At 56.8% G+C, this 20,285-nt stretch carries 15 protein-coding genes; 3 read left to right on the plus strand and 12 right to left on the minus strand.

What is annotated here, in order from left to right:
• Window positions 1–3: 3 nt before the first annotated feature.
• Genes apaH through lptD form a run of 6 tightly spaced genes read right to left on the minus strand, consistent with a single transcriptional unit; the run spans window position 4 to window position 6,741 of the window.
• A complete protein-coding gene (apaH, locus tag OGV67_RS16885) occupies window positions 4–852 on the minus strand; it encodes a bis(5'-nucleosyl)-tetraphosphatase (symmetrical) ApaH (RefSeq protein WP_110494687.1) in 849 nt (282 codons plus the stop codon).
• 10 nt (window positions 853–862) lie between these two features.
• Window positions 863–1,240: a Co2+/Mg2+ efflux facilitator ApaG/CorD gene (gene apaG / locus OGV67_RS16890; RefSeq protein WP_012134116.1), complete on the minus strand. Its 378-nt coding sequence runs from the start codon at window positions 1,238–1,240 to the stop codon at window positions 863–865.
• A 2-nt stretch (window positions 1,241–1,242) separates the two neighbouring features.
• Complete coding sequence (gene rsmA, locus OGV67_RS16895) at window positions 1,243–2,064, minus strand: 16S rRNA (adenine(1518)-N(6)/adenine(1519)-N(6))-dimethyltransferase RsmA (protein WP_049011436.1); 822 nt, start codon at window positions 2,062–2,064, stop codon at window positions 1,243–1,245.
• On the minus strand, window positions 2,061–3,050 hold the full coding sequence (gene pdxA, locus OGV67_RS16900; RefSeq protein ID WP_012134114.1) for a 4-hydroxythreonine-4-phosphate dehydrogenase PdxA: 990 nt from the start codon (window positions 3,048–3,050) through the stop codon (window positions 2,061–2,063). The genes rsmA and pdxA overlap by 4 nt, the downstream gene beginning before the upstream one ends.
• On the minus strand, window positions 3,050–4,336 hold the full coding sequence (gene surA / locus OGV67_RS16905; protein WP_047458976.1) for a peptidylprolyl isomerase SurA: 1,287 nt from the start codon (window positions 4,334–4,336) through the stop codon (window positions 3,050–3,052). Before surA ends, pdxA begins: the two co-directional genes overlap by 1 nt.
• Window positions 4,337–4,389: 53 nt before the next feature.
• Window positions 4,390–6,741 carry an LPS assembly protein LptD gene (lptD, locus tag OGV67_RS16910; protein ID WP_111925703.1) on the minus strand — a complete coding sequence of 784 codons (2,352 nt, stop codon included), beginning with the start codon at window positions 6,739–6,741 and terminating at the stop codon, window positions 4,390–4,392.
• A gap of 375 nt (window positions 6,742–7,116) precedes the next feature.
• Between lptD and djlA the strand changes: the two genes are divergently transcribed.
• Entirely contained in the window at window positions 7,117–7,932 is an 816-nt protein-coding gene (gene djlA / locus OGV67_RS16915) for a co-chaperone DjlA (RefSeq protein WP_012134111.1), read from the plus strand.
• Between the two features lie 99 nt (window positions 7,933–8,031).
• On the opposite strand, the gene rluA is transcribed toward djlA, so the two are convergent.
• From rluA to araB, 6 genes are all read right to left on the minus strand, one after another.
• Window positions 8,032–8,691 carry a bifunctional tRNA pseudouridine(32) synthase/23S rRNA pseudouridine(746) synthase RluA gene (gene rluA, locus OGV67_RS16920; RefSeq protein WP_012134110.1) on the minus strand — a complete coding sequence of 220 codons (660 nt, stop codon included), beginning with the start codon at window positions 8,689–8,691 and terminating at the stop codon, window positions 8,032–8,034.
• A gap of 11 nt (window positions 8,692–8,702) precedes the next feature.
• Complete coding sequence (gene rapA, locus OGV67_RS16925; protein WP_012134109.1) at window positions 8,703–11,609, minus strand: RNA polymerase-associated protein RapA; 2,907 nt, start codon at window positions 11,607–11,609, stop codon at window positions 8,703–8,705.
• 131 nt (window positions 11,610–11,740) lie between these two features.
• A complete protein-coding gene (gene polB, locus OGV67_RS16930; RefSeq protein ID WP_286465783.1) occupies window positions 11,741–14,092 on the minus strand; it encodes a DNA polymerase II in 2,352 nt (783 codons plus the stop codon).
• Between the two features lie 97 nt (window positions 14,093–14,189).
• Window positions 14,190–14,885, minus strand: a complete 696-nt coding sequence (gene araD / locus OGV67_RS16935; protein ID WP_115615141.1) for an L-ribulose-5-phosphate 4-epimerase — start codon at window positions 14,883–14,885, stop codon at window positions 14,190–14,192.
• 98 nt (window positions 14,886–14,983) lie between these two features.
• Window positions 14,984–16,486 carry an L-arabinose isomerase gene (gene araA / locus OGV67_RS16940; RefSeq protein WP_115615140.1) on the minus strand — a complete coding sequence of 501 codons (1,503 nt, stop codon included), beginning with the start codon at window positions 16,484–16,486 and terminating at the stop codon, window positions 14,984–14,986.
• Window positions 16,487–16,496: 10 nt separating this feature from the next.
• Window positions 16,497–18,206, minus strand: a complete 1,710-nt coding sequence (araB, locus tag OGV67_RS16945) for a ribulokinase (RefSeq protein ID WP_115615139.1) — start codon at window positions 18,204–18,206, stop codon at window positions 16,497–16,499.
• 340 nt (window positions 18,207–18,546) lie between these two features.
• Between araB and araC the strand changes: the two genes are divergently transcribed.
• Both araC and OGV67_RS16955 read left to right on the plus strand, forming a co-directional pair.
• Complete coding sequence (araC, locus tag OGV67_RS16950; protein ID WP_286465786.1) at window positions 18,547–19,392, plus strand: arabinose operon transcriptional regulator AraC; 846 nt, start codon at window positions 18,547–18,549, stop codon at window positions 19,390–19,392.
• 119 nt (window positions 19,393–19,511) lie between these two features.
• A complete protein-coding gene (locus tag OGV67_RS16955; RefSeq protein WP_115615138.1) occupies window positions 19,512–20,279 on the plus strand; it encodes a DedA family protein in 768 nt (255 codons plus the stop codon).
• Window positions 20,280–20,285: the final 6 nt, after the last annotated feature.

Below are 20,285 nucleotides of genomic sequence, written 5' to 3' on the forward strand. Positions count from 1 at the left end.
CGCTCAGGCGTTTACCGCCTCGCCTTTGCCTGAATCAAGATGACGATTCGACGGCTGCACGAAGTAGCGCTTATCTTCCCAACGCAGACAGGTTAAATCCCCGCCCCAGCAGCAGCCGGTATCCAGACCATAAATGCCTTCCGGCGTCCCTTTACCTTCCAGCGACGCCCAGTGACCAAAGACAATGCTGTATGCTTCGCTAACCGGTCCCGGAATGGCGAACCAGGGTTTCAGCGGCGCAGGGGCGTTTTCCGGCGACTCTTTGCTGTACATATCCAGTTGGCCGTTCGGGAAACAGTAACGCATACGGGTGAAGGCATTCGTGATAAAACGCAGCCGCGCCAGACCCGTTAGCTCCGGCGTCCAGTTGTTCGGCATATCGCCGTACATCGCGTCGAGGAAGAAGGGGTAGGAGTCGCTCGACAGCACGGCTTCAACATCGCGCGCGCAGTCTTTCGCTGTCTGTAAATCCCACTGCGGCGTAATGCCCGCATGCGCCATCACCAGCTTCTTCTCTTCGTCGACCTGCAACAGCGGCTGACGGCGCAGCCAGTTGAGCAGTTCGTCGGCGTCTGGCGCCTCCAGCAGCGGAGTCAGCCTGTCTTTCGGCTTATTGCGGCTAATGCCCGCAAAGACGGCCAACAGATGTAAATCGTGATTGCCAAGCACCAGACGCACGCAGTCGCCCAGTGATTTCACGTAGCGGAGCACTTCCAGAGAACCAGGGCCGCGAGCGACCAGATCGCCGGTAAGCCACAGGATATCTGAACCGGGGGTAAATTCCACCTGGTGTAACAATGCGATCAGTTCGTCGTAGCAACCGTGAACGTCGCCAATGAGGTATGTTGCCATTGCTTGAGTTTTAATGAATAAGTGTTGGAACGGCGAGTCGGAACACGGGAATATCGATAGTAAAGGCGACGCCTTTTTCATCGATCATTTCGTAGTGACCCTGCATGGTGCCCAGCGGCGTTTCAATAACGGCGCCGCTGGTGTACTGGTACTCTTCTCCGGGCGCGATGTGCGGCTGCACGCCAACCACACCTTCGCCCTGTACTTCGGTTTCGCGGCCATGACCATTGGTTATCAGCCAATAACGCCCCAACAACTGCACTGGCGCTCGCCCCAAATTGCGGATGGTTACCGTGTATGCGAATACGTAACGTTCATCATCAGGTGAAGATTGCGCTTCAATGTAGACGCTCTGAACCTGAATACACACTCGGGGCGAATTGATCATGCTTAACTCTCCTTCGAAGGCGCGTTTTCTGACAGATAGTTCGCCATCTGGCAATATTGCGCGACAGAGATATTTTCCGCTCGCAATGCCGGGTCAATGCCCAGTTCCGTCAGCACCTCGACGCTGAACAGATTGCCGAGGCTGTTGCGAATCGTTTTACGACGCTGGTTAAACGCCTCGGTGGTGATGCGGCTCAACACGCGTATGTCTTTCACCGGATACGGCATCGTCGCGTGAGGCACCAGACGCACAACGGCGGAATCGACTTTAGGCGGCGGCGTGAAGGCGGATGGTGGCACTTCCAGCACCGGGATCACCTGGCAATAATATTGCGCCATGACGCTTAATCGACCATACGCCTTACTGTTCGGCCCTGCAACCAGACGATTGACCACTTCTTTTTGCAACATAAAGTGCATGTCGGCAATGGCATCAGTATAGCTAAAGAGGTGGAACATCAACGGAGTGGAGATGTTGTAGGGCAAGTTGCCGAATACGCGCAGCGGCTGACCTATCTTCTCAGACAGCTCGCCAAAGTTCATGGTCATGGCATCTTGCTGATAAATCGTCAGTTTCGGCCCCAAAAACGGGTGCGTTTGCAGGCGCGCGGCCAGATCGCGGTCAAGTTCGATCACCGTGAGCTGGTCCAGACGTTCGCCGACAGGCTCCGTCAGCGCCGCCAGACCGGGGCCGATTTCGACCATTGCCTGACCCTTTTGCGGGTTAATGGCGGAGACAATACTGTCGATCACAAACTGATCGTTGAGAAAGTTTTGCCCGAAACGTTTACGGGCTAAGTGGCCCTGATGGACTCGATTATTCATTGGGTATTAACAATCATTTTGATGGCGAGATTAAGCGCCGTAATAAAACTGCCGACATCCGCTTGCCCCCGACCCGCCAGTTCAAGCGCGGTACCGTGGTCTACGGATGTTCGAATAAAAGGCAGGCCCAGCGTGATATTCACGCCGCGACCAAATCCCTGGTATTTTAGCACGGGGAGACCCTGATCGTGGTACATCGCCAGCACGGCATCGGCATGATCGAGATATTTAGGCTGGAAAAGCGTGTCGGCGGGCAAAGGGCCGCTTAAGCGCATCCCCTGAGCGCGCAGATCATCCAGTACCGGAACGATCGTGTCGATCTCTTCGGTTCCCATATGGCCGCCTTCACCCGCATGGGGATTTAGCCCGCACACCAGAATATGCGGATCGGCAAGGCCGAATTTCGTGCGTAAATCATGATGCAGAATGCCGATCACCTCATGCAGCAAAGCGGGCGTAATGGCGTCGGCAACCGCTCTTAACGGCAGGTGCGTTGTCGCCAGCGCGACCCGCAGCTCCTCGGTGGCCAGCATCATCACCACTTTCTTCGCCTGCGAACGCGCTTCAAAAAACTCCGTGTGTCCAGTAAACGGTACGCCAGCGTCATTGATGACGCCTTTGTGAACCGGCCCGGTGATCAGCGCCGCAAATTCCCCTTGCAGACAACCGTCGCAGGCGCGCGCCAGCGTATCCACCACATACTGCCCATTCTCAACGCTGAGTTGACCTGGGGTGACAGGAGCGCGAAGCGCTGTCGGCAACAGGGTCAGCGTGCCGGCGGATTGCGGTTTTGCAGGGTGATTTGGCGAGTAGGGAAGAAGCGAGAGGGGCAAACCGAGCAACGCGGCCCGGTCGGTTAACAGACGGGCATCTGCACAGACGACGAGCTCGACCGGCCACTCACGCTGTGCGAGCTGAACGACTAAGTCAGGACCAATCCCGGCGGGTTCGCCGGGAGTGATAACAACGCGTTGAACAGTAGCCATTAATTGCTCAGGATTTTTACGTAAGCGCTGGCGCGTTGCTCCTGCATCCAGGTCGCCGCTTCCTCCGAGAACTTACGGTTCATCAGCATACGGTAAGCTCTGTCTTTCTGCGCCGCGTCGGTTTTATCAACGTTACGCGTATCCAGCAGTTCGATCAGGTGCCAGCCAAAGGAGGAGTGCACCGGGGCGCTCATCTGGCCTTTGTTGAGGCGGGTCAGCGCGTCGCGGAAGGCAGGATCGAAAATATCCGCCGCTGCCCAGCCCAGATCGCCGCCCTGGTTGGCAGAACCAGGGTCCTGTGAAAACTCTTTCGCTGCGGCAGCAAAGGTCGTTTTGCCGCTCTTAATGTCTGCTGCGATCTCTTCCAGTTTCAGGCGCGCCTGTTGATCGGTCATGATCGGCGAGGGTTTCAGCAGAATATGGCGGGCATGAACTTCAGTGACGGAGATGCTCTGGCTCTGGCCGCGCAGATCGTTCACTTTCAGAATGTGGAAGCCAACGCCGGAACGAATCGGGCCAACGATGTCGCCTTTTTTCGCCGTGCTCAGCGCCTGCGCGAAAATGCCCGGCAGCTCCTGAATACGTCCCCAGCCCATCTGGCCGCCTTTCAGCGCCTGCTGGTCGGCGGAGTAGGTGATCGCCAGTTTGCCGAAATCACTGCCGTTACGCGCTTCATCAACAATCGAGCGCGCCTGGGCTTCCGCTTCGCTTACCTGATCCGACGTCGGGTTTTCCGGCAGCGGGATCAGAATGTGGCTCAGGTTCAGCTCTGTGCTGGCATCGTTCTGGTTACCGACCTGTTGGGCCAGCGCATCCACTTCCTGCGGCAGGATGGTGACGCGACGACGCACTTCGTTGTTACGCACTTCGGAGATGATCATCTCTTTGCGGATCTGGCTACGGTAGGTTGAGTAGCTCAGACCATCGTAAGCCAGACGGCTGCGCATCTGGTCCAGCGTCATGTTGTTCTGTTTAGCGATATTGGCGATAGCCTGATCCAGCTGTTCATCAGAGATTTTCACCCCCATCTTCTGACCCATCTGGAGAACGATTTGATCCATGATCAAACGTTCCAGGATCTGATGACGTAGCGTGGCATCATCAGGAAGCTGCTGACCAGCCTGACCCGCATTAAGTTTTACTGATTGCATTAAGCCATCAACGTCGCTTTCCAGCACGACGCCGTTATTGACGACGGCTGCGACTTTATCGACCACCTGCGGGGCAGCGAAACTGGTATTCGCGATCATGGCGATACCGAGAAGCAGCGTTTTCCAGTTCTTCATACTTTTTCCATTTCAATTAACCGCAATGCGGATTACGTGGTAAATCAATCAAATCACAGAGAGCTTTGATACGGCAAAATGTTCGAACGCAACATCTCTTTGGTGCCGAGACCGTAGTTGGAGCTCAGACCACGCAATTCAATGTTAAAGCCGATCACGTTGTCATAAACAGCGTGTTCTTTATCGTTATCCCAACCGTTCAGCTTACGCTCATAACCGAAGCGAATCGCATAGCAGCAGGAGTTGTACTGCACGCCGAGCATCTGGTCGGCAGGCTTATTCACATTGGTATCAAAGTAGTAAGCGCCTACGATAGACCAACGATCGGCAATCGGCCAACTGGCAACGCCCCCGACCTGGGAAATCCCGTTTTTATACTGCTCCGCAGTGGAATAAGACGGCAGCGTAGCCTGAATATATTCCGCGCTGGCATAACGGTAGTTCAACTGTAAGAGACGATTTTCATCGCGACGGTATTCGATCGTACTGCTGCTGGTCGCGACGCTGTCCAGACGCGTGTCGTACTGAATACCGCTACGCAGTCCCCAGCGGTCGGAGATACGCCAGTAGGTGTCGCCCGCCCAAACCAGTGAGCCCGTTTTGTCGTCATTCTCCCAGGTTATGTTGTCATCGCCGGTGCGAGACTCCGTGAAATAGTAGATTTGACCCACGGAAACATTAAAACGTTCAATTGCGGCATCATCATAAATACGCGATGTGACGCCGGTCGTGACCTGGTTTGCGGAGGCGATACGGTCCAGACCGCCATATGTGCGGTCGCGGAACAGGCCGCTGTAGTCGGACTGCAATAATGAGGAGTCGTAGTTATAGATTTTGCTCTGGTCGCGGTATGGCACGTACAGATACTGCGCGCGCGGCTCCAGCGTCTGGGTGTAACCCGGCGCAAGCATATTCATATCGCGTTCAAATACCATCCTGCCGTCGACTTTGAACTGCGGCATCACGCGGTTGGCAGAATCATCCAGTTTGGTACTGTTTCGCGAGTTGTACCAGTCCAGATTGGTTTGCTGGTAGTGCGTCGCCAGCAGCTTCGCTTCAGTATTGATGCTGCCCCACTGATTCGATAACGGCAGGTTGATGGTCGGCTCCAGGTGAACGCGAGTCGCTTCCGGCATGTTGTCTCGGGTGTTCACAAACTTCACGGCCTGGCCGTAAATACGCGTATCGAATGGACCGACGTCATTCTGGTAGAAGTTAACGTCTAACTGCGGCTCAGCGGAGTAACTGCTGGTATTCTGATCGCTGAACACCTGGAACTGTTTGGTCGACACCGTGGCATCAAAGTTCTGCACGGCATAGCCGACGCTGAATTTCTGCGTGGCGTAACCGTCGGTACTGGAACCGTACTTATTGTCAAAGTCATTGAAGTAGCTGGAGTCGCTGACCTTGGTATAGTCGACATTAAAGCGCCATACCTGATCCATCACGCCACTATGGCGCCAGTAGAACAACCAGCGACGGGAGTTGCTGTCGTTCGGATGATCATCGTCGTAAACGCGATCGGAATTCAGATAGTCGAACTCCATTAAACCCGCGCCCGCCTGGCTGAGGTAGCGGAACTCATTCTCCCACATGACACCGCCACGACGGTGCATATAATGCGGCGTAATGGTGGCGTCCATATTGGGCGCGATGTTCCAGTAATACGGCAGGTAGAACTCAAAATAGTTCTTGGTGGTGTACTTCGCGTTCGGGATCAGGAAACCGGAGCGGCGTTTGTCACCGACCGGCAGCTGTAAATAAGGGCTGTAAAACACGGGAACCGGACCCAGTTTAAAACGGGCGTTCCAGATTTCCGCTACCTGCTCTTCACGATCGTGAATCACTTCGCTGCCCACAACGCTCCAGGTATCGGAGCCTGGCAGACAGGAGGTAAAGCTGCCATTTTCCAGAATGGTATAGCGGTTTTCGCCACGCTGCTTCATCAGGTCCGCTTTCCCGCGCCCCTGACGGCCGACCATCTGGTAGTCGCCTTCCCACACGTTTGTGTCTTTGGTGTTCAGGTTCGCCCAGCCTTTCGGCCCCTTCAGAATAACCTGATTGTCGTCATAATGGACGTTGCCGAGCGCATCGACGGTACGCACCGGTTCCGGCTGGCCTGGCGCCTCTTTTTGATGGAGTTGCACCTCGTCAGCTTGCAGGCGACTGTTACCCTGGTTGATATCGACATTACCGGTGAATACCGCGTCGTCCGGGTAGTTCCCTTTCGCGTGATCGGCGTTGATCGTCACGGGTAATTCGTTCGTCTCGCCTTTCACCAGAGGACGGTCGTAGCTTGGCACACCCAACATGCACTGCGAGGCAAGGTCGGCGGCCAGGCCCTGCTGACTATAAAGGGCGCTGGCGATCATGGTGGCCAGGAAAGTGGGAATACGTTTTTTCATACGTTGTATTTATTGTTCCATCATCAGTAGCGTTGCGCGTGACAAACGGTCAGAGACTAACGTACTCATCTTCACTACGCTAGTGTTAATCCTGTCCCTTTTCTACCCGTCGTCTTTCAGGTTGCGCTTTCGTGGACGTTATTCACATGCCCCGGCGACTTGCCTGGATAAGCGTCTGGCGGCTGTGCGGCGGTCTTGCTGCAACGTGAAATCCAATGGGTATGTGTCTGTGGTGTTAGGCACGGCATTGAATGACAGGTATGATAATGCAAATTATAGGCGATGTCCCACAATTGACCGCAGCCTTCATTCCAGGAAAAGCACTCTATATTGTGGGACATAGCCTCACTGTCAGCGTAAAGATTTGGGGAGTCTATGCAGTACTGGGGAAAGATTGTAGGTGTCGCAGTGGCGCTGATGATGGGAGGCGGCTTCTGGGGCGTGGTATTAGGTCTGCTGATAGGCCACATGTTCGACAAAGCCCGCAGCCGCAAAATGGCATGGTTCGCCAATCAGCGTGAACGGCAGGCACTGTTTTTCGCCACCACTTTTGAGGTCATGGGGCATTTAACCAAATCGAAAGGGCGCGTGACGGAAGCGGATATCCATATTGCCAGCCAGTTGATGGACCGGATGAACTTACACGGCGAATCACGTACCGCCGCCCAACACGCGTTTCGCGTGGGAAAATCGGATAATTACCCGTTACGTGAAAAAATGCGCCAGTTTCGCAGCGTCTGCTTTGGGCGGTTTGATCTGATACGGATGTTTCTGGAAATTCAGATTCAGGCGGCGTTTGCGGATGGAACGCTCCATCCGAACGAGCGGGAAGTGCTGTACGTTATCGCCGAGGAGCTGGGGATTTCCCGCGCTCAGTTTGATCAGTTCTTACGCATGATGCAGGGCGGGGCGCAGTTTGGCGGCGGTTATCAGCAACAGCAGTCCGGTGGCGGCTGGCAGCAGGCGCAGCGTGGCCCTACGCTGGAAGATGCCTGCAATGTGCTGGGGGTTAAGCCGACAGATGATGCGACAACCATTAAACGCGCGTACCGCAGACTGATGAGCGAGCACCACCCGGACAAACTGGTCGCAAAAGGGTTGCCGCCGGAGATGATGGAGATGGCGAAGCAAAAAGCGCAGGAAATTCAGAAAGCGTATGAAATGATTAAAGAGCAGAAAGGTTTTAAATAATGGTTTTGCCGGATGGCGACGTAAAGCGTCTTATCCGGCCTACGTTGAGAACGGTAGGCCGGGCAAGCGAAGCGCCCCCGGCAAAAATGGGTACAGAATTTAAAAATCTACCGGGGCTTTAAAGGTCATACTGTTGCCATACGCGGGATGGGTGATGGTTAGCGTTTCGGCATGCAGCAACAGACGCGGTGCCATCGCCAGCGCTTCTGGCGACGCGTAGAAGCGATCGCCGAGAATGGGGTGTCCCAACGCCAGCATATGCACACGTAGCTGATGAGAACGCCCGGTAATCGGTTTAAGCACCACCCGTGCGGTGTTATCCGCAGCGAAGTCCACCACCTCATACCCGGTTTGCGCAGGCTTACCTGTCTCATAGCACACTTTCTGTTTCGGCCTGTTCGGCCAGTCGCAGATCAGCGGTAAATCAACCAGCCCTTCGGCAGGGGCTGGATGCCCCCACACGCGCGCAACGTACTGTTTTTTCGGCTCACGCTCGCGGAACTGGCGTTTCAGTTCCCGTTCCGCCGCTTTGGTCAGCGCCACTACAATCACGCCGCTGGTCGCCATATCCAGACGATGCACCGACTCCGCCTGCGGATAATCGCGTTGAATACGCGTCATCACGCTATCTTTGTGCTCCTCAAGGCGGCCCGGCACGGACAACAAGCCGCTGGGCTTGTTGACCACCATAATGTGCTCATCCTGATACAGGATAATCAGCCAGGGCTCCTGCGGCGGATTGTAGTTTTCCATCCCCATTTTTTGCTCCGTTACTGATGCGTGACGACGATAAGACGCAAGGCATCCAGACGCCAGTTGGCCTGATCCAGGCTTTCCATTACCTGCTGACGGTTGCTGTCGATCGCCGCAAGTTCATCATCACGGATGTTCGGGTTAACGGCGCGCAGCGCTTCCAGACGCGACAGTTCGGCAGACAGTTTTTCATCCGCTTCGCTACGCGCGGCGTCGATCAGCGCCCGGGCCGATTTCTCCGCCTGCGCTTCGCCCAGTTGCAGAATCGCGTGTACGTCCTGTTGAACCGCGTTGACCAGCTTGCTGCCGGTATGACGGTTAACGGCGCTCAGCTGGCGGTTGAAGGTTTCAAACTCCACCTGCGCGGCCAGGTTATTGCCGTTTTTATCCAGCAGCATGCGCACCGGCGTCGGCGGCAGGAAACGGTTAAGCTGTAAATGTTTCGGCGCCTGCGCTTCAACGACATACACCAGTTCCACCAGCAGCGTTCCCACCGGCAACGCTTTGTTTTTCAACAGCGAAATCGTGCTGCTGCCGGTATCGCCAGACAGAATCAGATCCAGTCCGTTGCGAATCAGCGGATGTTCCCAGGTAACAAACTGCGCATCTTCACGCGACAGCGCCACATCACGCTCGAACGTAATGGTGCAGCCATCTTCCGGCAGGCCAGGGAAGTCCGGCACCAGCATATGATCGGAAGGCGTCAGCACAATCAGGTTCTCACCACGGTCATCCTGGTTAATCCCGACGATATCAAACAGGTTCATGGCGAAGGCGATCAGGCTGGTGTCGTCATCCTGTTCTTCAATGCTCTCTGCCAGCGCCTGCGCTTTCTCGCCGCCGTTAGAGTGGATCTCCAGCAGACGGTCGCGCCCTTGCTCCAGCTGCGCCTTCAGCGCTTCGTGCTGCTCGCGGCAGGTTTTGATCAGCGCGTCAAAACCGTCGGTATTTTCAGGCGTCGCCAGGTAAGCGATCAGATCGTGATACACCGTATCGTAGATGGCGCGACCGGTCGGGCAGGTGTGCTCAAAGGCATCCAGCCCTTCGTGATACCAGCGAACCAGCACGGACTGCGCGGTTTTTTCCAGATACGGAACGTGGATCTGAATATCGTGCGCCTGGCCGATACGGTCCAGACGGCCAATACGCTGCTCCAGCAAATCCGGGTTAAACGGCAGGTCAAACATCACCAGGTTGCTGGCGAACTGGAAGTTACGGCCTTCAGAACCGATTTCCGAGCACAGCAGAACCTGCGCGCCGCTGTCTTCTTCGCTAAACCACGCGGCGGCGCGGTCGCGTTCAATAATGGACATGCCTTCATGGAATACGGCGGCGCGGATGCCTTCGCGCTCGCGCAGCACCTGCTCCAGTTGCAGCGCGGTGGCGGCTTTCGCGCAGATCACCAGCACTTTCTGCGAGCGGTGGCTGGTCAGATGCCCCATCAGCCACTCCACGCGCGGGTCGAAGTTCCACCAGGTGCCGCTATCCCCTTCGAATTCCTGATAAATCTGCTCCGGGTAGAGCATATCGCGCGCTCTGTCCTCCGCGCTTTTACGCGCGCCCATAATGCCGGAGACTTTAATCGCCGTCTGATATTGCGTTGGCAGCGGCAGCTTGATGGTGTGCAGCTCGCGTTTCGGAAAGCCTTTGACGCCGTTACGGGTGTTGCGGAACAGTACGCGGCTGGTGCCGTGTCTGTCCATCAGCATGGAGACCAGCTCCTGGCGGGCATTCTGCGCGCCATCGCGGTCGCTGTTCGCCGTTTGCAGCAGCGGTTCGATGTCCTGCTCGCCAATCAGGTCGCCGAGCATGTTCAGCTCTTCGTTGCTCAGCTTGTTGCCTGCCAGCAGCATGGCGACGGCGTCGGCGACCGGGCGATAATTTTTTTGCTCTTCGACAAATTGTTCGAAGTCGTGGAAACGGCTCGGGTCGAGCAGACGCAGACGGGCGAAGTGGCTTTCCATGCCCAGCTGTTCCGGCGTTGCGGTCAGCAGCAGGACGCCAGGCACGCGTTCCGCCAGTTGTTCAATCGCCATATATTCGCGGCTTGGCGCGTCTTCGCTCCACACCAGGTGGTGAGCTTCATCGACGACTAGCAGGTCCCATTGTGCGTCGCACAGATGTTCCAGACGCTGTTTGTTGCGACGCGCGAAGTCCAGCGAGCAGATAACCAGTTGCTCGGTTTCAAACGGGTTGTAGGCATCGTGCTGGGCTTCGGTGTAACGCTCGTCGTCGAACAGCGCGAAGCGCAGGTTGAAGCGGCGCAGCATTTCAACCAGCCACTGATGTTGCAGGGTTTCCGGGACGATGATCAGCACGCGTTCCGCCGCGCCAGACAGCAGCTGTTGGTGCAGGATCATCCCGGCTTCGATGGTTTTTCCTAAGCCCACTTCATCCGCCAGCAGGACGCGCGGCGCGTGGCGGCGACCGACATCATGGGCAATGTTGAGCTGGTGGGGAATCAGGCTGGTGCGCTGACCGCGCAGGCCGCTCCACGGCATGCGGTACTGCTCGCTCTGAAATTTACGTGCGCGGTAGCGCAGAGCGAATCGGTCCATCCGGTCGATTTGCCCGGCGAACAGGCGATCCTGCGGTTTACTGAAAACCAGCTTGCTGTCGAGCAGGACTTCACGCAGCGTGACGGCGGTTTCTTCGGTATCAAGGCGGGTGCCAGTATAGGCAAGCAGACCGTTTTCTTCTTTTACTTCATCGATTTGTAGCTGCCAGCCTTCATGGCTTGTAATCGTATCACCAGGGTTAAACATCACGCGGGTCACGGGGGAGTCACTGCGCGCATACAGACGGTTTTCACCTGTCGCCGGGAAAAGTAAGGTGACAGTTCGCGCATCCATCGCGACGACGGTTCCAAGTCCCAGTTCGCTTTCTGTATCGCTGATCCAGCGTTGACCAAGTGTAAAAGGCATATATGTTCGGCTCTATATCTTTAATTGCAGGCAATAATCACCCGCTACCAAAATAGAATGGCAGCAGTGTTAATTGGGTCCAGGAATGGAAAGGGCGCTATGGTAATGGATGGCGGCGCATTCGTCACGCGTCAAAATAACCCCAGTTGTCCTGTGAGTAGTGTAGCAAAATTATCATCGATGAAGGGAAGTATTCCCTCTGCGACCGGCTGTAGCTGGCGGGTTAAATAGTGCTCGTAATCCAGCGGTGAATGCCGGTAATCCAGCGGCTCAGGGCCGTTAGTCGTCCACACGTATTTGATCGTACCGCGGTTCTGATACTGCGCCGGGCGCCCCAGCTTGATGTTTTGTTCATCGGCGAGCCGGGCGGCGCGAACGTGCGGCGGAACGTTACGCTGATATTCGCTCAACGGGCGGCGCAGTCGCTTGCGGTAAACCAGCTGTTCATCCAGCTTGCCCGTCATCAGGTTATCGATGGTTTCCCGGATATACTCCTGATAGGGTTCCTGGCGGAAGATACGCAGGTAAAGCTCCTGCTGGAATCGCTGCGCCAGCGGCGTCCAGTCGGTGCGCACGGTCTCCAGCCCTTTAAATACCATTCGCTGCTTCTCGCCTTCCTGAATCAGCCCGGCATAGCGCTTTTTGCTGCCGGTGTCCGCCCCGCGAATGGTCGGCATCAGAAAACGGCGGAAGTGGGTTTCAAACTCTAATTCCAGCGCGCTGGTCAGCTTTTGCTGTTGCAGGGATTGCGTCCACCAGTCATTCACATGACGCACCAGCTCGCGGCCAATCCTTGCCGCCTCGTCTTCAGAATGCGCGCCTTTCAGCCAGACGAAAGTGGAATCCGTATCGCCGTAGATCACGTCATAGCCCTGCGCCTCGATCAGCGCTTTGGTCTGACGCATGATCGCGTGGCCGCGCATGGTGATCGACGAGGCCAGTCGGGGATCGAAAAAGCGGCAGGCCGTCGTCCCGAGCACGCCGTAAAACGCATTCATGATGATCTTCAGCGCCTGGGACAGCGGTTTATTGCCGTGGCGTTTGGCCTCATCGCGCCCGTGCCAGATCTGCGTGACGATCTCCGGGAGACAGTGCGTTTCTCGCGAGAACCAGGCGTCAAGAAAGCCTTCGGTGCTGTGTGTCGGGTCCGGTTGCGCCATCCCTTCCACCAGCCCAACCGGGTCGATCAGGAACGTGCGAATGATCGACGGGTACAGGCTCTTATAATCCAGCACCAGTACGGAGTCATACAGGCCAGGGCGCGAGTCCATTACGTAACCGCCAGGGCTGGCATGCGGCGGGACTTCACCGAGATTCGGCGCAACGTAACCGGCGCGATGCATACGGGGAAAATAGAGATGACCGAAGGCGGCGACAGAACCGCCGTGGCGGTCAGCGGGCAGACCGTTAACGGTGGCGCGCTCCAGTAAAAACGGCATGATCTCCGTCTTATGAAAAATCTGCGTCACCAGCTCGCAGTCCTTGAGGTTATACGTGGCGAGCGCGGGCTTATCTTCGGCGAAACGGCGGTCAATTTCGTCCATTCTGTCCCAGGGATTATCGATCGATTTCCCTTCGCCAAGCAGCTCCTGGGCCACGGTTTCCAGTGAAAATGATGAGAAATTCCAGAACGCGGATTTGAGCGCCTCAATGCCGTCAATAATCAACCGCCCTTTGGCCTGGGCGAAAAACACGCCGTTCTTGAAACCGTGCTCGCGCCATTCCAGCTCGGTGTTGTCGCGCCCCAGACGTAAAGGGATACGATAGCGCTCGGCATGTTTTTGCAGGACGCGTAAATCAAACTGCACCACGTTCCAGCCGATGATCACATCGGGATCGTGCCGGGCAAACCAGTCGTTGAGTTTTTCCAGCAGCAGCGGGCGGCTCGCCGCATACTCAAGCTGGAAATCCAGTGCCGAGGCATCGCCATTCGCCGGGCCGAGCATAAAAACGACGCGTTGTCCGCAGCCTTGCAGGCCAATGCAGTACAGCTCGCCGTGTCGGGTGGTTTCAATATCCAGCGATACCCATTTCAGCGGGGGACGGTAGTCTGGGTGCGGTTTCAGGCGGGCATTGACGATCGCGCCGTCTTTTGTGTCGCCCTCCAGCCAAACGGGAGCGGTGATAAACCGCTCCATCAGGTAACGTTCCGGCGGGCGCACATCGGCTTCATAGACCGTTACGCCCTGTTCTTTCAGCTGTTTTTCCAGACGCATCAGCTGTCGGTGCGAGCGGCAGTACAACCCCGAGACGGGCTGGCGATGAAAATCCTGCAAATTGAGCGGCGTCAGGCGATAGCCATTTTCTGTGCGCAGCAGCGAGGTGACGCGGGCGGCCTGATGCGTAGGGATAAACGCGACCGACTCCTGCGGCGCGAGCGTGACCTGCAAAGGACCGGTGTCCGTTGCCAGCCAGAATGAGACCTCTGTTCCTTGCGGGGTATCCCGCCAGTGCCGGGTTAAAATAAAACCTGCCTGCGCCACGCTGCGTACTCATTAAAAAACCAGGCATGATTATAGCCTGGTTCGGAACGTTTTGCTGTGGTTTTATACAGGTATGGTTGCGCCGTCGGGCTATCCATTACTGCCCGTAATAAGCCTTCGCCCCGTGTTTGCGCAGGTAGTGCTTATCCAGCAACGTTTGCTGCATATCCGGCAACTGTGGCGCAAGCTGGCGGCAGAAGATGCCCATACAGGCGACCTCCTCCAGCACAATGGCGTTATGCACCGCGTCTTCGGCGTTTTTGCCCCAGGTGAACGGACCGTGTGAATGCACCAGCACGCCGGGCATCTGCGCGGCATCGATACCCTGTTTTTCAAAGGTTTCAACGATGACGTTGCCCGTCTCCCATTCATATTCGCCGTTGATCTCCGCATCGGTCATTTTGCGCGTGCAGGGGATCGTGCCGTAAAAATAGTCCGCATGGGTCGTCCCCGTCGCCGGGATGGATTGCCCGGCCTGCGCCCAGATGGTCGCGTGGCGCGAATGGGTGTGGACGATGCCGCCAATCGACGGGAAAGACTGATACAACAGACGATGGGTCGGCGTATCGGAGGAGGGCTTTTTCGTTCCTTCCACCACTTCACCCGTGGCAATGCTGACCACCACCATATCCTCTGCGCTCATCACGCTGTAGTCGACGCCGGAAGGTTTGATGATGAAGACGCCGCGCTCGCGATCGACGGCGCTGACGTTTCCCCAGGTGAGAGTCACCAGATTGTGTTTTGGCAGCGCCAGATTGGCTTCCAGTACCTGACGTTTGAGATCTTTTAACATAGCTGTCTCCACGCCGGATGGCGCTGCGCTTATCCGGCCTACGAGGTTGGTGCGACCTGTAGGCCGGATAAGGCATTTACGCCGCCATCCGGCAACTGTTAACGTTTGAACCCGTAATAGACTTCGTTCCAGCGCAGCGCGTCTTTAAAGGCGGGCAGGCGGGTATCGTTATCGATGACGGTGATTTCAATATCGTGCATCTCTGCGAACTGGCGCATATCGTTCAGATCCAGCGCATGGCTGAAGACGGTGTGGTGCGCGCCACCGGCGAGAATCCACGCTTCGGATGCGGTGGTCAGATCCGGCTGGGCTTTCCACAGCGCGTTGGCGACCGGCAGTTTCGGCAGGTCATGCGGCGTTTTTACGGTGTCGATGCAGTTGACCAGCAGACGATAGCGATCGCCGAGGTCGATCAGGCTGGCGACGATCGCCGGGCCGGTTTGGGTGTTGAAGATCAGACGTGCGGGCGCGTCTTTACCTCCGATGCCGAGGTGCTGCACGTCGAGGATCGGTTTTTCTTCCACCGCGATAGACGGGCATACTTCCAGCATGTGCGAGCCGAGCACCAGATCGTTGCCCTTCTCAAAGTGGTAGGTGTAATCCTCCATAAATGAGGTGCCGCCCGGCAAACCGCCAGACATCACTTTCATGATGCGAAGCAGCGCGGCGGTTTTCCAGTCGCCTTCGCCAGCGAAACCGTAGCCCTGTTGCATCAGACGCTGTACGGCCAGTCCTGGGAGCTGCTTCAGGCCATGCAAATCTTCAAACGTCGTGGTGAACGCGTGGAAGCCGCCCTGTTCCAGAAAGCGCTTCATGCCCAGTTCAATACGCGCGGCTTCCAGCACGTTCTGCCGCTTGTCGCCGTGAATTTGCGTCGCGGGCGTCAGGGTATAGCGGCTTTCGTATTCATCCACCAGCGCGTTAATGTCGCCGTCGCTAACCGCATTCACGACCTGCACCAGGTCGCCCACCGCCCAGGTATTCACCGAGAAGCCGAACTTGATCTGCGCCGCCACTTTATCGCCGTCGGTCACGGCCACTTCACGCATGTTGTCGCCAAAGCGGCACACTTTCAGGTGGCGGGTGTCCTGTCTGGAGACCGCCTGACGCATCCATGAGCCGATACGCGTGTGCGCGTGTTTATCCTGCCAGTGACCGGTCACTACCGCGTGCTGCTGACGCATACGCGCGCCGATAAAACCAAACTCGCGTCCGCCGTGCGCGGTCTGATTCAGGTTCATAAAGTCCATGTCGATGCTGTCCCACGGCAGGGCGGCATTGAACTGGGTGTGGAACTGTAACAGCGGCTTGTTGAGAATACTCAGCCCGTTAATCCACATTTTCGCGGGCGAGAAGGTGTGCAGCCAGACCACCAGGCCCGCACAGCGATCGTCATAACTGGCGTCACGACAAATCGCAGTGATCTCGTCAGGCGACGTCCCCAGCGGTTTCAGCACCAGTTTGCAGGGCAGTTTTGCTTCGGTATTCAGCGCCTTTACCACATGTTCGGCATGCTGAGTAACCTGGCGCAGCGTTTCAGAGCCATACAAATGCTGGCTGCCAATCACAAACCACACTTCATAGTTGTCAAAAATCGTCATTGTCGTGTCCTTAATGGGTCAGGGTTGCCTGGCTGACCGGGGTTTTTGGCGCCGGGGCGGCAGTCGGAAGATAGTGTTGTTCAGCGCTGACCGCCCACTGCCGGTAGCGCTGATAAAGCTGTTCGAAGCGTTGAGCCTGTTCCGGGCGCGGTTGCAGGGTGTTCTCTACGGCGCTGGCCATTTTTTGTTGTGCGGCAGGGATATCGACATGCGCTTTTGCGGCGACGGCGGCAAAAATGGCGGCGCCTAACGCGCAGCACTGGTCTGAGGCAACAATCTGTAGCGGGCGGTTGAGCACGTCGCAGCAGGTCTGCATGATCACCTGATTCTTACGGGCGATGCCGCCCAGCGCCATCACGTTGTTGACGGCAATGCCCTGTTCGGTAAAGCATTCCTGAATGGCGCGTGCGCCGAAGGCAGTGGCGGCGATCAGGCCGCCAAACAGCGCTGGCGCATCGGTAGCGAGATTCAGATCGCTAATCACCCCTTTCAGACGCTGATTAGCGTTCGGCGTGCGGCGACCGTTAAACCAGTCGAGCACCACGGGCAGATGATCCAGCGATGGATTCTTCGCCCACGCCTCGGTCAGCGCCGGGAGTAGCTGCTTTTGGCTGATGGCGATTTGGTCTTTCAGTTCAGGATGCTGCACCGCAAGCTGCTCCAGCGGCCAGCCGAGAATGCGGCCAAACCAGGCATAGATATCGCCGAATGCCGACTGTCCCGCTTCCAGGCCAATAAAATCAGGCACGACGCTGCCGTCTACCTGGCCGCAAATGCCTTTCACCGCGCGGTCGCCGACGCTCTGCTTGTCGGCAATCAGAATGTCGCAGGTCGATGTGCCGATCACTTTCACCAGCGCATTCGGCTGCGCGCCCGCGCCAACCGCGCCCATATGGCAGTCAAACGCGCCGCCAGAGATGACCACGCTTTCCGGCAGGCCGAGGCGTTGCGCCCACTCCGCGCACAGCGTGCCAACCGGCAGATCGGCAGTGAAGGTGTCGGTAAACAGCGGCCAGGCGAGGTGGCGGTTGATGATGGGATCGAGGTCATCGAAGAAACTGGCGGGCGGCAAACCGCCCCAGCTCTCATGCCACAGCGATTTATGTCCGGCGCTACAGCGACCACGGCGAATATCCTGCGGGCGCGTGGTGCCGGAGAGCAGGGCAGGCACCCAGTCGCACAGCTCAATCCAGGAGGCGGCGGCCTGCCCGACGGCGCTGTCCTGACGCGTAACGTGCAGAATTTTCGCCCAAAACCATTCGCTGGAGTAAATACCGCCGATGTAGCGGGAATAATCGGTTTTGCCCGGCGTATGGCACAGGCGGGTGATGGCTTCCGCTTCTTCGACCGAGGTGTGATCTTTCCACAGGATGAACATCGCATTCGGGTTTTCGGCGAACTCAGGACGCAGCGCCAGAACGTGGCCGTCGGCATCAATGGGGGCGGGGGTGGAGCCGGTGCTGTCGACGCCGATGCCGACCACCTCGCCACGCTGTGACGCGCTCAGGGTCGCGAGGACGTTTTTCAACGCGGCTTCCATTGACTCTATGTAGTCGCGTGGATGATGGCGGAACTGGTTGTTCGGGGCGTCGCAATAGCGCCCTTCCTGCCAGCGGGGATACCACTCTACGCAGGTGGCGATCTCTTCCCCGGTGGCGCAATCCACCGCCAGAGCACGAACTGAATCACTGCCAAAATCGAGGCCAATTGCAATCGCCATCGTCTTACTCCAATCGAAAAAAACAGGTATGGAGAAACAGTAGATAGCGGGGATAAAAACCGTCAGGCAGGATCCGCTAATCTTATGGATTAAAATGCTATGGCATTGCAAAGTGTGACGCTGTGCAAATATTCAATGTGGACATTTCTGTCGTAGTTATAGACACTTTTGTTACCCGTTTTTATCGCCTTCGCAATCGGCCTTTGTTACAAATCTCTTTTCGCAAGCGGGGTTGATGGTCCGTAACCGCAATGACGGCGGGGCGCAGAGGGGAAGGTGAAGATGTCTCACTCAATATGGACAATTGGTTTCTTCTCAGAACGCCGGGAGTATTGAATTTATGGCTGAAACGCAAAATGATCCCCTGCTGCCGGGCTATTCGTTTAATGCGCATCTGGTTGCAGGGCTGACGCCCATTGAGGCGAACGGCTATCTGGATTTTTTTATCGACCGCCCGCTGGGGATGAAGGGATATATCCTTAATCTTACGATTCGCGGGGAAGGGGTGATCAATAACCACGGCAAACAGTTTGTCTGCCGTCCGGGGGATATTTTGCTGTTTCCGCCTGGCGAGGTACACCACTACGGTCGCCATCCCAACGCGAGCGAATGGTATCACCAGTGGGTGTACTTCCGACCGCGCGCCTACTGGCAGGAGTGGCTCACCTGGCCGACGATTTTTGCGCAGACCGGTTTTTTCCGCCCTGACGAAGCGCACCAGCCGCGCTTTAATGAGCTTTTTGGTCAAATCATCAATGCCGGGCAGGGGGAAGGGCGCTACTCTGAACTGCTGGCGATTAACCTGCTGGAGCAGCTTCTGCTGCGACGTATGGAGGCGATCAATGAATCGTTGCATCCGCCGATGGACAGCCGGGTGCGCGACGCCTGTCAGTACATCAGCGATCATCTGGCGGACAGCCTGTTTGATATTGCCAGCGTGGCGCAGCACGTCTGTCTGTCGCCGTCCCGCCTGTCGCACCTGTTCCGCCAACAGTTAGGCATTAGCGTACTGAGCTGGCGCGAGGATCAGCGCATCAGCCAGGCGAAGCTGCTGCTCAGCACGACGCGGATGCCGATAGCCACCGTCGGGCGCAATGTCGGGTTTGACGATCAGCTTTATTTCTCTCGCGTCTTTAAAAAATGTACCGGGGCCAGCCCGAGCGAGTTCCGCGCTGGTTGTGAATAAAAAGTGAATGATGTGTCTGCAAAGATGTCATAACGCGTAATCTATTCAGACAATTGGCGACTTGACGAAGCGGGTGAGGGTTAGCAGAATCGCTGCTTCGTAAATCTGACGGACACATTATGCAAGCATTGCTGGAACACTTTATTCTCCAATCCGCTCTGTACTCGCTAATTGCGGTGGCGCTGGTGGCCTTTCTGGAGTCGCTGGCGTTGGTCGGTCTGATTCTGCCCGGTACGGTGATGATGGCGGGGCTGGGGGCGCTTATCGGCAGCGGTGAGCTGAATTTCTGGCATGCGTGGCTGGCGGGCATTATCGGTTGCCTGCTGGGGGACTGGATCTCCTTCTGGTTGGGCTGGCGCTTCAAAAAGCCGCTGCATCGCTGGTCTTTTATGAAAAAGAACAAAGCGCTGCTGGACAAAACCGAACACGCGCTGCATCAACACAGCATGTTCACCATTCTGGTCGGGCGTTTTGTCGGCCCGACGCGGCCGCTGGTGCCGATGGTGGCGGGGATGCTGGATCTGCCCGTCGCGAAATTTATCGTGCCGAATATTATTGGTTGCGTGCTGTGGCCGCCGTTCTATTTCTTGCCGGGGATTCTGGCGGGCGCTGTGATCGACATTCCGGCCGATATGCAGAGCGGCTATTTCAAATGGCTGTTGTTGGCAACGGCGCTGCTGCTGTGGCTGGCGGCCTGGCTGTGCTGGCGGTTATGGCGTAGCGGTAAGGCCGCCGCCGATCGCTTAACGCCGTTTTTACCGCGAGGCCGCCTGTTATGGCTGGCGCCGGTGATGCTCGGCGCGGGCATTGTCGCGCTGGTGATGCTGCTTCGTCATCCGCTGATGCCGGTGTATATCGATATTCTGCGTAAAGTCGTGGGTTACTGAGGAATC

The organism is Citrobacter sp. CK188 (assembly GCF_030333525.1).
In the GTDB taxonomy this organism is placed as follows: Bacteria; Pseudomonadota; Gammaproteobacteria; order Enterobacterales; family Enterobacteriaceae; genus Citrobacter_B; species Citrobacter_B koseri.

What these genes read in the sequence shown, in the direction of transcription:
- apaH (WP_110494687.1), bottom strand. Translation starts at nt 852, where the DNA reads ATGGCAACATACCTCATTGGCGACGTTCACGGTTGCTACGACGAACTG.
- apaG (WP_012134116.1), bottom strand. Translation starts at nt 1,240, where the DNA reads ATGATCAATTCGCCCCGAGTGTGTATTCAGGTTCAGAGCGTCTACATT.
- rsmA (WP_049011436.1), bottom strand. Translation starts at nt 2,064, where the DNA reads ATGAATAATCGAGTCCATCAGGGCCACTTAGCCCGTAAACGTTTCGGG.
- pdxA (WP_012134114.1), bottom strand. Translation starts at nt 3,050, where the DNA reads ATGGCTACTGTTCAACGCGTTGTTATCACTCCCGGCGAACCCGCCGGG.
- surA (WP_047458976.1), bottom strand. Translation starts at nt 4,336, where the DNA reads ATGAAGAACTGGAAAACGCTGCTTCTCGGTATCGCCATGATCGCGAAT.
- lptD (WP_111925703.1), bottom strand. Translation starts at nt 6,741, where the DNA reads ATGAAAAAACGTATTCCCACTTTCCTGGCCACCATGATCGCCAGCGCC.
- djlA (WP_012134111.1), top strand. Translation starts at nt 7,117, where the DNA reads ATGCAGTACTGGGGAAAGATTGTAGGTGTCGCAGTGGCGCTGATGATG.
- rluA (WP_012134110.1), bottom strand. Translation starts at nt 8,691, where the DNA reads ATGGGGATGGAAAACTACAATCCGCCGCAGGAGCCCTGGCTGATTATC.
- rapA (WP_012134109.1), bottom strand. Translation starts at nt 11,609, where the DNA reads ATGCCTTTTACACTTGGTCAACGCTGGATCAGCGATACAGAAAGCGAA.
- araD (WP_115615141.1), bottom strand. Translation starts at nt 14,885, where the DNA reads ATGTTAAAAGATCTCAAACGTCAGGTACTGGAAGCCAATCTGGCGCTG.
- araA (WP_115615140.1), bottom strand. Translation starts at nt 16,486, where the DNA reads ATGACGATTTTTGACAACTATGAAGTGTGGTTTGTGATTGGCAGCCAG.
- araB (WP_115615139.1), bottom strand. Translation starts at nt 18,206, where the DNA reads ATGGCGATTGCAATTGGCCTCGATTTTGGCAGTGATTCAGTTCGTGCT.
- araC (WP_286465786.1), top strand. Translation starts at nt 18,547, where the DNA reads ATGGCTGAAACGCAAAATGATCCCCTGCTGCCGGGCTATTCGTTTAAT.
- OGV67_RS16955 (WP_115615138.1), top strand. Translation starts at nt 19,512, where the DNA reads ATGCAAGCATTGCTGGAACACTTTATTCTCCAATCCGCTCTGTACTCG.